Source organism: Pseudomonas sp. TWR1-1-4 (genome assembly GCF_049897165.1).
GTDB lineage: Bacteria > Pseudomonadota > Gammaproteobacteria > Pseudomonadales > Pseudomonadaceae > Aquipseudomonas > Aquipseudomonas canadensis.
Window position 1 is genome coordinate 610,625 of the sequence record NZ_JAFCVS010000004.1, and the last position, 14,511, is coordinate 625,135.

The 14,511-nt window shown below is 60.5% G+C and carries 16 protein-coding genes and 1 pseudogene; 6 read left to right on the forward strand and 11 right to left on the reverse strand.

Annotation, left to right across the window (positions count from 1 at the left end):
* Positions 1–6: 6 nt before the first annotated feature.
* Positions 7–1,302 (reverse strand): MFS family transporter, encoded by a 1,296-nt coding sequence (locus tag ACP7C6_RS15025; protein ID WP_028619273.1) that lies wholly within the window; start codon positions 1,300–1,302, stop codon positions 7–9.
* A gap of 93 nt (positions 1,303–1,395) precedes the next feature.
* Here ACP7C6_RS15025 and ACP7C6_RS15030 point away from each other — a divergent pair.
* A pseudogene (locus tag ACP7C6_RS15030) lies at positions 1,396–1,503 on the forward strand (outer membrane lipoprotein carrier protein LolA); the annotation flags it as partial.
* A 7-nt stretch (positions 1,504–1,510) separates the two neighbouring features.
* On the opposite strand, the gene pcaG reads toward ACP7C6_RS15030, so the two are convergent.
* The 7 genes from pcaG to pcaR all read right to left on the reverse strand — a co-directional run bounded on the left by pcaG (position 1,511) and on the right by pcaR (position 8,219).
* Positions 1,511–2,077, reverse strand: coding sequence for a protocatechuate 3,4-dioxygenase subunit alpha (gene pcaG / locus ACP7C6_RS15035; RefSeq protein ID WP_068935536.1), 567 nt, complete (start codon positions 2,075–2,077; stop codon positions 1,511–1,513).
* Position 2,078: 1 nt separating this feature from the next.
* Positions 2,079–2,783 (reverse strand): protocatechuate 3,4-dioxygenase subunit beta, encoded by a 705-nt coding sequence (gene pcaH, locus ACP7C6_RS15040; RefSeq protein WP_016975086.1) that lies wholly within the window; start codon positions 2,781–2,783, stop codon positions 2,079–2,081.
* 17 nt (positions 2,784–2,800) lie between these two features.
* Complete coding sequence (gene pcaF / locus ACP7C6_RS15045) at positions 2,801–4,003, reverse strand: 3-oxoadipyl-CoA thiolase (RefSeq protein WP_177003547.1); 1,203 nt, start codon at positions 4,001–4,003, stop codon at positions 2,801–2,803.
* Positions 4,000–4,779, reverse strand: a complete 780-nt coding sequence (locus ACP7C6_RS15050; RefSeq protein ID WP_028619270.1) for a CoA-transferase subunit beta — start codon at positions 4,777–4,779, stop codon at positions 4,000–4,002. The genes pcaF and ACP7C6_RS15050 overlap by 4 nt, the downstream gene beginning before the upstream one ends.
* Entirely contained in the window at positions 4,779–5,636 is an 858-nt protein-coding gene (locus ACP7C6_RS15055) for a CoA transferase subunit A (protein WP_028619269.1), read from the reverse strand. The genes ACP7C6_RS15050 and ACP7C6_RS15055 overlap by 1 nt, the downstream gene beginning before the upstream one ends.
* Before the next feature lie 254 nt (positions 5,637–5,890).
* On the reverse strand, positions 5,891–7,231 hold the full coding sequence (locus tag ACP7C6_RS15060) for an MFS transporter (protein WP_068935531.1): 1,341 nt from the start codon (positions 7,229–7,231) through the stop codon (positions 5,891–5,893).
* A gap of 145 nt (positions 7,232–7,376) precedes the next feature.
* Positions 7,377–8,219 carry a pca regulon transcriptional regulator PcaR gene (gene pcaR / locus ACP7C6_RS15065; protein ID WP_028619267.1) on the reverse strand — a complete coding sequence of 281 codons (843 nt, stop codon included), beginning with the start codon at positions 8,217–8,219 and terminating at the stop codon, positions 7,377–7,379.
* A 561-nt stretch (positions 8,220–8,780) separates the two neighbouring features.
* Between pcaR and ACP7C6_RS15070 the strand changes: the two genes are divergently transcribed.
* The gene (locus ACP7C6_RS15070; protein WP_003189295.1) at positions 8,781–8,981 is read left to right on the forward strand and encodes a hypothetical protein; all 201 of its coding nucleotides are present in this window, start codon (positions 8,781–8,783) and stop codon (positions 8,979–8,981) included.
* Positions 8,982–9,293: 312 nt separating this feature from the next.
* The gene (locus ACP7C6_RS15075) at positions 9,294–10,769 is read left to right on the forward strand and encodes an inorganic phosphate transporter (RefSeq protein ID WP_028619266.1); all 1,476 of its coding nucleotides are present in this window, start codon (positions 9,294–9,296) and stop codon (positions 10,767–10,769) included.
* Between the two features lie 152 nt (positions 10,770–10,921).
* On the opposite strand, the gene ccoM is transcribed toward ACP7C6_RS15075, so the two are convergent.
* Together ccoM and ACP7C6_RS15085 are read right to left on the reverse strand one after the other, a co-directional pair.
* Positions 10,922–11,038 carry a cytochrome c oxidase subunit CcoM gene (ccoM, locus tag ACP7C6_RS15080; protein ID WP_003172387.1) on the reverse strand — a complete coding sequence of 39 codons (117 nt, stop codon included), beginning with the start codon at positions 11,036–11,038 and terminating at the stop codon, positions 10,922–10,924.
* Between the two features lie 143 nt (positions 11,039–11,181).
* Positions 11,182–11,343, reverse strand: coding sequence for a hypothetical protein (locus tag ACP7C6_RS15085; RefSeq protein WP_017137225.1), 162 nt, complete (start codon positions 11,341–11,343; stop codon positions 11,182–11,184).
* Positions 11,344–11,476: 133 nt separating this feature from the next.
* On the opposite strand from ACP7C6_RS15085, the gene ACP7C6_RS15090 reads away from it, so the two are divergent.
* The 3 genes from ACP7C6_RS15090 to ACP7C6_RS15100 all read left to right on the forward strand — a co-directional run bounded on the left by ACP7C6_RS15090 (position 11,477) and on the right by ACP7C6_RS15100 (position 14,082).
* The gene (locus ACP7C6_RS15090) at positions 11,477–12,343 is read left to right on the forward strand and encodes a LysR substrate-binding domain-containing protein (RefSeq protein WP_028619265.1); all 867 of its coding nucleotides are present in this window, start codon (positions 11,477–11,479) and stop codon (positions 12,341–12,343) included.
* A gap of 90 nt (positions 12,344–12,433) precedes the next feature.
* Positions 12,434–12,904 carry a RidA family protein gene (locus ACP7C6_RS15095; protein WP_122686380.1) on the forward strand — a complete coding sequence of 157 codons (471 nt, stop codon included), beginning with the start codon at positions 12,434–12,436 and terminating at the stop codon, positions 12,902–12,904.
* Positions 12,901–14,082, forward strand: coding sequence for an aminotransferase class V-fold PLP-dependent enzyme (locus ACP7C6_RS15100; RefSeq protein WP_236318756.1), 1,182 nt, complete (start codon positions 12,901–12,903; stop codon positions 14,080–14,082). Before ACP7C6_RS15095 ends, ACP7C6_RS15100 begins: the two co-directional genes overlap by 4 nt.
* On the opposite strand, the gene ACP7C6_RS15105 is transcribed toward ACP7C6_RS15100, so the two are convergent.
* Positions 14,079–14,420, reverse strand: coding sequence for a hypothetical protein (locus ACP7C6_RS15105; protein WP_016975077.1), 342 nt, complete (start codon positions 14,418–14,420; stop codon positions 14,079–14,081). The genes ACP7C6_RS15100 and ACP7C6_RS15105 overlap by 4 nt on opposite strands.
* Positions 14,421–14,511 lie beyond the last annotated feature (91 nt).

Sequence of the window (14,511 nt, forward strand, 5' to 3'; positions counted from 1 at the left end):
CGTCCCTTATAGATCGTGGTGCAAGTACTCTGCCTGTTTCGGCAGGCGCAAGCTGAACAGGAAGGCCACCGCCATCATGCCGGTAACGTACCAATAGAAAGTGTTTTCCATGCCCATGGATTTGAGGCCCAGGGCCACGTATTCCGCTGAACCACCGAAGATCGCGTTGGCCACTGCATAGGCCAGGCCCACACCCAGGGCACGCACGTGAGGCGGGAACATTTCCGCTTTCACCAGGCCGCTGATGGAGGTGTAGAAGCTGACGATGGCCAAGGCCAGGGAAATCAGCACAAAGGCCAGGAACGGGTTGGTCACGGTTTTCAGGGTCAGTAGGATCGGCACGGTACACAGCGTGCCAAGGGCGCCGAACCAAAGCATGGAGTTACGACGGCCGATCTTGTCCGAGAGCATGCCGAACAGCGGCTGCATGCACATGTAGAGGAACAGCGCGCCGGTCATGATGTAGCTGGCGGTCTTGGCGTGCATCCCGGCCGTGTTCACCAGGTATTTCTGCATGTAAGTGGTAAAGGTGTAGAAAATCAGCGAGCCGCCGGCGGTGTAGCCGAGCACGGTGATAAACGCAGCCTTATGGTTGCGGAACAACGCGGCCACGCTACCGGCGTCCTTGTCCTGGCGCATTTCCTTGCTGGTGGTTTCCTTGAGGGTGCGACGCAGCAACAGGGAGATCACCGCCGCAATGGCGCCGATCACGAACGGAATCCGCCAGCCCCAGGCGCGTAATTCTTCTTCGGTGAGGATCTGTTGCAGGATCACCACCACCAGCACCGCCAGCAGTTGCCCGCCGATCAGGGTCACGTACTGGAATGAGGCGAAGAAACCGCGCTGGCCCTTGAGCGCGACTTCACTCATGTAGGTCGCGGTGGTGCCGTATTCGCCACCCACCGACAAGCCCTGGAACAGGCGCGCCACCAACAGTAAAGCCGGGGCCCAGGCGCCGATGTCTTTGTAGGTGGGCAGGAAGGCGATGACCAGGGAACCGGCGCACATCATCAGCACCGAGATCATCATCGAATTCTTGCGCCCGTGCTTGTCGGCGACCCGGCCAAACAGCCAGCCGCCGATAGGTCGCATCAGGAAGCCCGCAGCGAACACACCGGCGGTGTTGAGCAGTTGGACCGTAGGGTCGTCCGACGGGAAGAACGCCGGGGCAAAGTAAATGGCGCAGAAGGCATAGACGTAGAAGTCGAACCATTCGACGAGGTTGCCGGAGGACGCCCCGACGATCGCAAAAATCCGTTTGCTGCGTTCTTCTCCGGTGTAGTGACTCGTTGTTGTTGTCATGTTTTTTCACTCAGTGGGAACGTGTGTAGCCTAGACATACTTTGCAACAACCATGACATGCAAGCAGACTTTTGGATGGGTGTTGCCTGAAGCCTGATCCCTGTAGGAGCGAGCTTGCTCGCGAAAATCGCCAACAATGACGCGGGCAGCCTGAATGAATGCGGCGCTCTCAGGCTTTTCGCGAGCAAGCTCGCTCCTACAGGAAGCCTCAATAATCGAAGAACACCGTTTCCTTATCTGTGCCCTGCAAAATCACATTCCACTGATGCACACCCTCTGCATCCTGCTTGGCAATCAAGGTTTCGCGCCGATCTGCAGGCACACACGCCAGCAACGGGTCATCCCCATTCAGCGCCTCACCGTCAAAGTAAATCCGTGTCATCAAGTGCTTCACCAAGCCACGGGCAAACACCAGCACCACCAGGTGCGGCGCTTGGGTCGTGCCTTTCAGGCCAGGAACCGCACCCGGCTTGATGGTGGTAAAGCGAAACCGCCCTTCGGCATCCACCGGCACCCGGCCGAAACCTTCGAAGTTCGGGTCGACGGCTTTGTCCTGCTCATCTTCCGGATGGTCATATTTGCCGGCGGCATTGGCCTGCCAGACTTCGAGCATGGCGTCGTTGACGACGTCGCCATTGCCGTCCACCACTTGGCCGCTGATCGCCACACGTTCGCCGAGGGTGGCGCTCACGGTGAGGTCTTCGCGGTTCAGCCAGGTCAGGCCGATGTGGTAATACGGCCCGACGGTGTGGGACGTGGTCGCGTTGAGTGTCATCTCATTTCTCCATCGGCGTAGCGTCGCGGCCGCGCAGGACGATGTCCCAGCGGTAGCCGAGGGCATAGGAAGGAATGGTTTTTTCCAGGTCGAAGCTGGCGATCAAACGTTGCTTGGCCGAAGTGTCCGGCACGCAGTTGTAGATCGGGTCGTATTCCAGCAGCGGGTCGCCGGGGAAGTACATCTGCGTGACCAGCCGCGTCAGCACGCTCGGGCCGAACAGCGAAAAGTGGATATGTGCTGGGCGCCACGCGTTGTGGTGGTTGCCCCACGGATAGGCACCGGGCTTGATGGTCTGGAACTGGTACCAGCCATCGGCGTCGGTGACGGTGCGGCCGGTACCGGTGAAGTTCGGGTCCAGTGGCGCATCGTGCAGGTCGCGCTTGTGGTTGTAGCGACCGGCGGCGTTGGCCTGCCAGATTTCCACCAGAATGCCCGGCACCGGCAGGCCGTTTTCGTCGAGCACACGACCATGAATGATGATGCGCTCGCCCTGGGGCTCGCCTTCATGCTGGGCCGTGAGGTCATTGTCCTTCTCGTTGACACGCTCGGCGCCGATCGTCGGACCAGTGATTTCCGACAAGGAATGGGGCAGGAACACCAACGGCTGGGACGGCGAACGCAGGTTCGTCGACTGGTAGGCCGGGTGCAGGTAATCAGGTTGAGTGCCCGCTTGCGGGCGCCGGTATCCAGGCTTGTCACTCATGGTGCAGTCCTCTCTTATTAGATGCGTTCAATCGCCAGGGCCAAGCCTTGGCCGACGCCCACGCACATGGTCGCCAGGCCTTTGCTGCCGCCGGTTTTTTCGAGTTGGTGCAGGGCCGTCAGCACCAGCCGCGCGCCGCTCATACCCAGCGGGTGGCCGAGGGCGATGGCGCCGCCGTTCGGATTGACCTGCGGCGCGTCGTCGGCAATGCCCAGTTCACGCAGCACGGCCAGGCCTTGGCTGGCGAAGGCCTCGTTAAGTTCGATCACATCGAAATCGGTCACGGCCAGGCCAAGACGCTCGACCAGCTTGCGCACGGCCGGCACCGGGCCAATGCCCATCACACGCGGCGCGACACCAGCGCTGGCCATGCCCAATACGCGGGCGCGGGCGGTCAAACCGTGCTTCTTGACGGCTTCAGCGGAGGCCAGGATCAGCGCGGCGGCGCCATCGTTAACACCTGAGGCGTTGCCGGCGGTGACCGTTTTGTCCGGGCCGTTCACGGGTTTGAGCTTGGCCAGGGCTTCCAGTGTGGTGTCCCGTGGGTGCTCATCGTGTTCGACCAGGGTTTCGCCTTTTTTATGGGCGACGCGTACGGGCACGATTTCTTCAGCGAAGTACCCGGCGGCTTGTGCAGCAGCCGTACGTTGCTGGCTGCGCAGGGCAAAAGCGTCTTGGTCGGCGCGGGACACCTTGTAGTCGTCGGCCACATTGTCGGCCGTCTGTGGCATCGCATCCACGCCGTACTGGGCCTTCATCAGCGGGTTGATAAAGCGCCAGCCGATGGTGGTGTCTTCCAGCTTCATGTTGCGCGAAAACGCCGCGTCGGCCTTGCCCATCACGAACGGCGCGCGGGACATCGACTCGACGCCACCGGCAATCGCCAGCTCCATTTCACCGCTGGCAATCGCGCGGAAGGCGGTGCCGATCGCGTCCATGCCCGAGGCGCACAAACGGTTGAGGGTCACACCCGGGATGCTCTCCGGCAGGCCCGCCAGCAACAGCGCCATGCGCGCCACGTTGCGGTTGTCTTCACCGGCCTGGTTGGCGCAGCCGAGGAACACTTCATCGACGGCAGTCCAATCTACCGAAGGGTTGCGCTCGATCAACGCCTTGATCGGCAGCGCTGCCAGGTCATCGGCACGCACGGTGGACAAACCACCGCCGAAACGGCCGATGGGGGTACGGATGGCATCACAGATAAATACATCGCGCATCAGGCTTCTCCAGGCGCTTGGCCATGGGCGGCCGCGGTACGTGCTTCAAGGTCACGCAGGGCGGTCAGCTCCACATCAGTCGGTTCGGCGGTGGTGTCGACCTGGTCGGCAAAACGGATCGCCCAACCGGTGGCGGCCACCACTTGCTCACGGGTCACCCCAGGGTGCAGCGCAGTGACCACAAACTCATGGGTGCCCTCTTCCGGCTCCATGATGCACAGGTCAGTAATAATCCCTACAGGACCGGCGCCCGGCAGGCCCAGGCGTTTACGCGAGTCACCTCCTTCGCCATGGCCGACCGAGGTGATGAAGTCGAGCTTGTCGACAAACGAACGCGCCGACTGCTTAAGGATGATCAGCACGCTCTTGGCCGAACCAGCAATTTCCGGCGCGCCACCGGCACCCGGCAGGCGCACTTTAGGTTGGTGATAGTCACCGACCACGGTGGTGTTGATGTTGCCGAAACGGTCGACCTGGGCTGCGCCGAGAAAGCCCACATCAATGCGCCCGCCTTGCAGCCAATAGCGAAAGATCTCACCGGTCGGTACGACGGTGTCGGCGGTTTCCGCCAGTTCGCCATCACCGATGGACAGCGGCAGTACCGACGGTTTGGCGCCAATCGGACCGGACTCGTAGATCAGCACCACATCCGGCGACGAGGTCAGGCGCGCCAGGTTGGCCGCCTTGGACGGCAGGCCGATGCCGACGAAGCACACGGAGCCATTCTTGAGGCGGCGCGCGGCGGCGACGGTCATCATTTCATTGGTCGAGTAAGCCATTACTTGGCCTCCTGCGCGGTGGCCAGTTTGGCCTGGAATTCGGTGAAATCGGCGGTGCCGTGGATGTATTCATCGATCCAGGCAGTAAAGGTCCCACGGTCGCGGGCGATCGGGTCCCACGCCTGGTAGAAGCGGTTATCACGCTCGTTGTAGCCGTGGGCGTAGGACGGGTGCGCGCCACCCGGCACATGACACACCGCCGTCAGCGCCCAGGTCGGCAGTACGCAACTGTTCATCGGCGCATTCAGGTCATCGACGATTTCTTCGACGGTGACGATGCAACGCTTGGCCGCCAGAGCCGCCTCTTTCTGCACACCGAGGATGCCCCACAACAACACGTTGCCCTTGCGATCAGCCTTTTGCGCATGGATCACGGTGACGTCCGGACGCACCGACGGCACCGCCGCCAACACTTCGCCAGTGAATGGGCAGGTCACGGTCTTGATCAGCGGGTTGACCTTAGGCAAGTCGGAACCGGCGTAGGCACGCAATACTGCGAACGGCAGGCCCGAGGCACCGGCGACGTAGGCATTGGCCAGGTCGGCGTGGCTGTGTTCTTCGATTTCCAGCGGTTGCGGCCATTGCTTCTCGACCGCGTCGCGCAGGCGATGCAAGGAGCCCACACCCGGGTTGCCACCCCAGGAGAAAATCAGCTTGCGGGCGCAACCGGCACCGATCAACTGGTCGTAGATCAGGTCAGGTGTCATACGCACCAGCGTCAGGTCTTTCTTGCCCTGACGAATGATTTCATGACCCGCTGCCGTAGGGATCAGATGGGTGAAGCCTTCCAGCGCGACGGTGTCGCCGTCGTTCACAAATTGCTTCACCGCGTCACGCAGCGCGAGGATTTCAGCCATGGGGTTCGGGCTCCCGGTATGGATCGAAAAAGGCGCTGAGGTGGCGCCGAAGTGCTTGAAGATTAAGCCGGGGAAATGGGTCAAACAATCCGATAATCGACTCAGCGTTCGATTATCGAACGGATTGTTGTCTTGCTATTTATCTGGGGTACGACGCCCTGTAGGAGCCGGCTTGCCGGCGATGCAAGCACCTCGGTCAATCAGGTTTGCCGAGGTGATGCCATCGCCGGCAAGCCGGCTCCTACAAGGGCGGGTCAGGTAGCGTCGGCGTGGCTGACTATGCCCTTGATCACCACGGCAGCCGTGGCCAATGCAGCCGGAATCACCAGGGCGGTGAGCACTTGTTCGAAATTCCAGCCCAGGCCCAGCAAGGTCGCACCCATCCAGGCACCGAGGATCGCACCGAAGCGGCCAATGCCGAGCATCCACGACACGCCAGTGGCGCGACCTTGGGTCGGGTAGAAACGTGCGGCCAAAGACGGCATTGCCGATTGCGCACCGTTGACGCACATCCCGGCAACCAGCACCAGGGTTGCCAGCAACGTGATATTGCCCAGGCTCTGCCCTACCGCGTAGGCAAACACCCCGGCCAGCAGGTAGAAGATGCCGATAACCTTGTGCGGATTGAACCGGTCCATCGCCCAGCCCACGCCCACCGCACTCAATACACCACCAAACTGGAACAACGCACCGATAAACGCCGCCTGTTCCAGGCTGGCGCCGCTATCACGCATCAGGGTCGGCAACCAACTGGTGAGCAGGTAGACGATCACCAGGCCCATGAAGTAGGTGAGCCAGAGCAGCAACGTGCCGGCGCTGTAGGTGCCGGAGAAGATCACCGCAAACACGTTGCGCGCCTTGACGGTTTTTTGCTCGGGCACGCTGAAACGGGTGGCTTGGGCGACGATGCTGGGTTCGATGGGCGAGAGGGTTTTGCGCACCTTGTCGGTACCCCGGTTACGCACCACCAGGTAGCGTGCCGACTCCGGCAGCCACAGCATCAGCACCACTACCAGAATCAATGGCAGGATGCCGCCGATCAGCAACAAGGCATGCCAGCCGAACGCCGGGATCAGCTTGGCCGAGATAAACCCGCCACCCGCCATGCCCAGGTTGAAGCCGCAAAACATGCTGGTCACCAGCAATGACTTGTGGCGTTCCGGTGTGTATTCGGACAGCAGCGTCGTGGCGTTCGGCATGCCGGCACCCAGGCCCAATCCCGTGAGAAAACGCAGCACCAGCAATTGATCGACGTTGCTGCTGTAGGCGGACGCCAGGCTGAACGCGCCAAACACCAGCACCGCGCCCACCAGCACCACTTTACGGCCGAAGCGGTCGGCCAACGGGCCGGAACCCAGGGCGCCAAACACCATGCCGATCAACGCAGCGCTCATCACCGGGCCGAGGCTGGCGCGGTCGATGCCCCAGTCCTGGGACAGCGCCGGTGCGATGAAACCCATGGCGGCAGTGTCGAGGCCATCGAGGAAAACGATCAGGAAGCACAGGATCACAACACGCCACTGATAACGTGACAGTGGCTGGGCGTTGATGAAGGACTGGACGTCCAACGTGGAACCGACAGAAGGCTGATTCATTGTTTTTATTTCCACACCGATGGCGGGCTGACGACCTGGGGTCGTCGTTATTATTGGGGCGCTTCAACAGCGCTGCCGCACAGTAATAAGTCGCAGGAAAGACCGTCAATTGAGCAAACCGGGATCTGTGCGGTGACCGAACAGCTTAAGCGAACAGTTGCGCGCTCAACTCACGGCTGGCGCTGAGCATGCTCGGCAGGAAGCGCTGTTCCAACTCACTGCGGCTGACGCGTCCGGCGTGGGTGCTGACGTTCAGCGCGGCCAGCACCTGACCCGAGGCGTCATACACCGGCACCGCGATGGAACGCAGGCCTTGCTCCAACTCTTGGTCGACGATGCACCAGCCTTGCTGACGCACTTGTTGCAGGCATTCGAACAGCGCTGCGGGGGTGGTCAAGGTGCGGCTGGTCTTGGTTTGCAGGTCGGCGTGGTCGAGGTAATCCTGCAGCGAGGCGTCGTCCAGCGCTGCAAGCAGGATGCGGCCCATGGAAGTGCAATAGGCTGGCAGGCGGCCGCCCACCGACAGGTCCACGGAAATCAGGCGTTGGGTGGTGGCCGAGCGGGCGATGTAGAGGATGTCGTCGCCTTCAAGGGTGGCCATGTTGCAGGCTTCGTGGAGCTGCTCGCTCATGCGGTCCAGGTAGGGCTGGGCCGACACGGCCAACGGTGTGGACGACAAATAGGCATGACCCAGGGTCAGCACCTTGGGCAGCAACGAGTAGGTACGCCCGTCAGTAGTGGCGTAGCCGAGTTTGATCAAAGTGTGCAGACAACGACGCACGGCGGCGCGAGGGATTTCCGTGCGGTGACTGATCTGGGCGATGGTGAGGTGACGCTTGCGCTCCTGGAACGCCTGCACCACGGCCAGGCCGCGAGCCAGGGAAGTCATGAAGTCCGGATCGCCGGTAAACGCCTGGATACGCTTGGCCGGAGAGGCAACGATCGGCGGCGCCACTGACGCGAAAGAGTTGCGCAATTGATCGTTCATGTCGGGGATCCTTTCTCTTATTGTCGACCGCAGGGGAGGTTCGCCTGCTATTACAAGCCGCGTCAGCCGGGATGCACAAGGCAGCGCCGAGAACATTGTGCGATTATCGGACGATCATTCGATTATCGCAATTTGCCGGTGAGTCCGGTAAGCCTGGCCGTAGGATTGATTGAAATTAAGCGGTCCTTATTAGTCTGCAAAGTTGGGTGGATTTTATGACGTCAGAATTCACGCAATTACCGGCACGCCCGTGTAACAAAACCCTCACACAAAGTTGACGGTTTTTAACTTTAAGCTGATAGTGTTATTCAAAGGCGCCGCTATAATGCACGCTATGTGCAGGCTCGCCTGGTTTGTTTATCTGGAAAGGACCACGCCAGATAAGATGCACCCACTGTGCAGGGTCGATCGCGATTACCTGCCTCGAATGCATCACTAACAAGTGACCGCCCGCTCCCATTCCAAACTTGAACGTTTCTACGCTCCAACTTGGAACACGCCGAGCACGCATTCCGGCAAAACGCTGCAACGAATTTACACTCAACTCAATTAGGTAACGATGTGACGAAAGATGAACTGCGCGCGGAACTTGAGCGCCAGGAGCAACGTTACAAGGACGTTTACGGCGGAGAAGTCACCACTTACGCCGCCCAACCTGAACCTGAACGCAAACCATGGCGCAAGCGAGCCAGCCTGCTCGACCAGGCATTTGCCCAGGAAATCCAAAAGATTGAACAAGAGCTGAAAACCGAAGAGCCATAAGCGATCCGGTTCAAGTCCCAAGGTTTTGCCTCGGCTGCTGGCATATAGCTAGCAGCCGGCAACCTTGAATCCCACCACCACAGTAAAATTTCATACAAATGTTTCAGGCGTGACGTTTTTGTGACAAAACCCCGCCCTGTGACCCCTCTGCTTTATAAATCAAAGACTTGCCAAAGCCCCGAAAACCCTGGGATGCATGCCTTTCCCGGTGTTTTTTTCGGTGAAGATTGTTACCGATGAGCAGCTAGTGCATCGATTACTGACGTTTTCTGGCATAATCGCGCCCCCTTACGACCGGGTCAGAAAACCTTCATGATCGATTTATTCAGCGGACTGGATGCTTGGGTTCTCGTGAGCCTGTTGCTCGCCCTGGCCTTTGTCCTCGCCTTCGAGTTCATCAATGGCTTTCATGACACCGCTAACGCGGTGGCCACAGTCATCTATACCAAAGCCATGCCGCCGCACCTGGCCGTGTTCTTCTCCGGGGTGTTCAATTTCCTCGGCGTGTTGCTCGGTGGTGTCGGCGTCGCCTACGCCATCGTGCACTTGCTGCCGGTGGAGTTGCTGATCAATGTGAACACCGGCCACGGCTTGGCAATGGTCTTCTCTTTATTGGCGGCGGCGATCACCTGGAACCTGGGCACCTGGTACTTCGGTATCCCGGCTTCCAGCTCCCACACCCTGATCGGCTCGATCCTCGGTGTCGGCCTGGCCAATGCCTTGATCAACGACATCCCCCTGGCTGACGGCGTGAACTGGCAGAAGGCGATCGATATCGGCGCCTCCCTGGTGTTCTCGCCGATGGCCGGCTTCCTGGTCGCAGCCCTGGTGCTGATCGGCCTGAAGTGGTGGCGCCCACTGTCGAAGATGCACAAGACCCCGGACCAGCGCCGCAAGCTCGACGACAAGAAACACCCGCCGTTCTGGAACCGCCTGGTGCTGGTGATTTCCGCCATGGCCGTGAGTTTCGTGCACGGCTCCAACGACGGCCAGAAAGGCATCGGCCTGATCATGCTCGTGCTGATCGGTATCGTGCCGGCGCAGTTCGTCCTTGACCTGGGCAGTACCACTTACCAGATCGAACGTACCCGCGATGCGACCGTGCATTTGAGCCAGTTCTACCAGCGCAACAACGCCACGCTTGGCGAGTTCCTGGCCCTGGGCAAAAGCGTGAAGAACGATCTGCCAGGCAAGTTCCAGTGCAACCCACAGCAGACCGAGCCGACCATCAACGCGCTGGTCGATACCTTGAAAGGCGTGTCCGACTATCATTCGCTGACTTCTGACCAGCGCATTGAAGTGCGTCGCTATCTGCTCTGCCTGGACGACACCGCGAAGAAAGTCGGCAAGCTGCCAGGCCTGGATGCCCGTGAGAAGTCCGACCTCGACAAGCTGCGCAAAGACCTGACCGCCACCACGGAGTACGCCCCGTTCTGGGTGATCCTCGCCGTTGCACTGGCCTTGGGCCTGGGCACCATGGTGGGCTGGAAGCGTGTGGTACTGACCATCGGCGAGAAGATCGGCAAGCAAGGCATGACCTATGCCCAGGGCATGTCGGCACAGATCACCACCGCGACCATGATTGGCTTTGCCAACATCTTCGCGCTGCCGGTGTCGACCACCCACGTGCTGTCTTCCGGCGTGGCCGGCACCATGGTCGCGAACAAAAGCGGCCTTCAAGGCGGCACCGTGAAAACCATCCTGATGGCCTGGGTGCTGACCCTGCCGGCGACGGTAGGCTTGTCGGCCGGGTTGTTCTGGTTGGCGTCGAAGGCGCTGGGTAGTTGATAACCCTGCCGCAATAAAAAAGGTGCGATCCGCGAGGGTCGCACCTTTTTTTATATTCGTATTTCTGTAGAAACCGACTCAAATAGCAGGCAAAAAAAAGGGCGACCGAAGTCGCCCAAAATGCCTTGCGTGCTCATGTAACCTGGAAAAACCTAAGGTTTTTTACGCTTGTTTGCGTCTTTCCAGATAAAAATTCCAAACCCTACAAAAAACAGCACCATGAGGCTTACAGTCAGCACTCCGGCAAATACCACATTATCGATAAACATGACCGGCCTCCTGTGCTTGCCCTGTTGCGATAGGGCTAAGTTAATGGAGAAGCCGGATTGGAAAATTGACGGGGATCAATGTCGCCCGCGACGGGGCGTAAAGAAGGGCAATAACTGACCTGCATCAAGGGATGCAGGTTGTTTCAACGCTTTTTCGGTTTGTTCTTCGGCTTTTTCTTCACTTTGCCGAGTGGCATCGCTTGTTCAAATGCCTGGCGCACTTCATTCAGGCGCTTGTCATTGAGGTCATGCACACGCTTGGCGCGTTCGGCATTCAGGTCGATCAGCTTGTCGTCTTCACTCATGGCTTGGCTTACGTCGTGGAAGGGAATGGCTCAATAATGCGGCCTCGCCCGCTCAACGGCAAATCAGCGGGCGACAAAAGGCAGGGCATCGCACAAAATCGAGGCCTTTCCCCGAACCCGGAGACGCTCTCAGGTGGCACTGCACAAGGACCTTCCACCATTGCTGGCACTGCGTGCCTTCGAAGCCGTGGCGCGGCATTTGAGTTTTATCAAGGCTGCCGGTGAGTTGTCGGTAACCCAGAGCGCCCTCAGTCATCAGGTGCAGAAACTTGAGCAGCATCTAGGCAAACCGCTGTTCATCCGACGCACCCGCGCGATCGATCTGACCGCCGAAGGCCAACAGTACTACGACGAAATCCGCCCTGCCCTCGTTGCCATAGCCGCCGCCACGCGTGCCCAACGGGTTGCACCCAGCTCCACCGTATTGCGCATCGGTTTGCTGGCATCTTTCGCCACGCTGTGGCTGGCGCCGCGTTTGGCGGATTTTCTCAACCGTTACCCGCATATCCAGGTGGAGTTGTTGCCGGCGATTCAGTTGGCAGATGTCGCGGGCGCCGAGGTCGACCTGGCCATCCGCTACGGCAAGGGTGATTGGCCCGATGTCCAGGCCACGCGACTCATGCCCGAGGTTATCTCCCCGGTGTGCAGCCCGTCATTCAAGGCACGCCAGGACAGTCCGTTGCTGATGGCCACTTCGCACCGCCCCTTTGAATGGACCGACTGGTCTGCGCACTACCAGGTCGACCTCACCCACCATCCCCGCGTAATGCTGCACGACTACAACATCGTGGTCGAAGCCGCGGTCGCCGGACAAGGCATCGCCATGGGCCGCCATCGCCTGATCGAGCGCCGATTACAGGACGGCAGCCTGGTGGAAGCTTTCGACTGGCCGCCCTATCACAGCGACATCGGCTACTGGCTCATCGCGCCCGAAGGCCCCGCCACTGCAGCCACCGCGTGTTTCAGCCAGTGGCTGAAGGAAGCCTGCGCCGACGCGTGAGCTATTTCGATACATCGCGTGAGATCTATCCGTTTGTCGCCCCTCGATGCAGCCAACATGCTGAAACCTCCTGAACCCAGAGGATTCATCATGAGCGACTCCATCCGCGAACGCGTGCAAACCCTTGGCCTCACGCTGCCTACCCCCAGCCAGCCAATTGCCAACTACATCAACCACGTCATCAGCCAAAACCACCTGTTCGTTTCCGGGCAAATTCCGCTGGTCGATGGCAAACCCGCCTACGTCGGTCGCTTGGGCGAATCCCTCAGCGATGAAGAAGGCGCACAGGCTGCGGAATTGGCGGCTTTGGGCCTGCTGGGGCAATTGAGCAATGCCTTGAATGATGACCTATCGCGCCTGGTGCGCACCGTGCGCCTGGGTGTATTCATCGCCAGCAGCGCTGATTTCAAGCAACAGAGCGTGGTCGCCAACGGTGCCTCCAACCTGCTGGTCAACGCCCTTGGCGAACAAGGCCGACATGTGCGCACCGCCGTGGGCGTCTCCAGCCTGCCGGCCGGCGTAGCCGTGGAGGTGGATGCCCTTTTCGAGTTACGTCCGTGAGCCCGCTCGAAGTCCAGCAGCTGCGGGACGACACACCGGGCTGCCAATCCGGCATCGTGCACTTCAACCCTGCCGGCGCCTCCCTGCCCAGCCAGGCGACCCTCGATGCAATCATCGAGCAACTGCAACGCGAAGCCCGCGACGGCCCGATGGAAGCCGGCGAACATGGCGCGGTGCTAGTGGAAAAAGCCCGCCGCGCCGCCGCGCAACTGCTCAATGCACCCGCCGCCTCGATCGCCTTTGCCAGCAGCGGCTCGACTGCCTGGAGCCTGGCGTTCCAGGCATTGGCGCCTTGGCAGCCGGGCGATCGCATTCTGGTGGGCCGCCATGAATGGGGCGGCAACCTGGCCAGCATGGAGCTGGCAGTGCAGGCCGGCGCCCGAGTAGAAACCATCCCTTGCGATGAGACCGGCGCGGTCTGCCCGCTGGCGCTGGAATCGATGATCGATGCACACGTCAAGCTGATCGACCTCACTTGGCTCCCAGCCAATGGCGGCCTGATCAACCCCGCCCAGGCGATCGGTAAAGTGGCCAGGCGTCACGCTATCCCCTACTTCATCGACGCAGGGCAAGCCGTCGGCCAGGTGCCCGTGGATGTTCAAGCGTTGCAGTGCGACGTGCTCAAGTCGGCCGGACGCAAACACCTGCGTGGCCCACGGGGCACCGCGCTGCTGTATGTGCGACCGGACTTTCTTGAACGCTTGAGCCCGGCCCAGCGCGACGTGTTTTCAGCGCCATGGACCGCCCAGGGTTTCGATCTGCGCAATGACGCCCGGCGCTTTGAGACCAGCGAGACCTCCTTCGCCTTGCTCGCAGGCCTAGGCAATGCGCTACAGGAGATGAATCGCCTGGGCATCGATCGCGTCTGGGAAAGGGTGTCGCAAACCGCTGAGCGAATCCGCGACGAATTGCGTGGGATTGCAGGTATTACCCTGCATGACCTGGGCACGCAGCAATCAGGCTTGATCGCCTTCAACCTGGCCGGCTGGGATGCATTCGAACTGAAGCGGCGCCTGGGTCTGAAGCGCATCAATATCGGCGCCAACGGCGTGGCCTACACGCCATTGGATATGCAGGCACGGGGCCTGGAAAGCGTGGCGCGGATCTCGGTCAGCCCGCTCAACACCGAGCACGATATCGAGTTGCTGATGGCCGCGCTGCGCGAGTTGCGCGACTAAACCTCGACGTCCACCCACAAGCCCTGGCGCGGGGCATCTTCGATCAGCGGCACCACCGGCACGGTGTTGTCGGCGTTGAGCACATCCCCCGGAATGGCCAGGTGCTGCTCCGGGTCTTCATCGGCTTCACGCCGGCGTTTCTGTTGTTCCTGCTGACGGCGTTGTTCTTCGCGCAGCAAAAAGGCCGACGTCTCGGCGTCGCCCTTTTTCAGGTCGATAGTGCTCTCGTTGGAGCCCGGTTGAACTGGCACCACGGGCGGGATATCCGGCTTCTGTCGCACCGGATCGAGTTGTGACGTCACCGGCACAACGCTGACGGGCAGCATGGGTGGCAGCATAGTGATTATTCTCCTGATCAACAGGCTGTCGGCGGGTTGCAGGGCGACTTGAGCACAGGGTTGCCAAGCTGTGACCCAGTCGACACTCCCA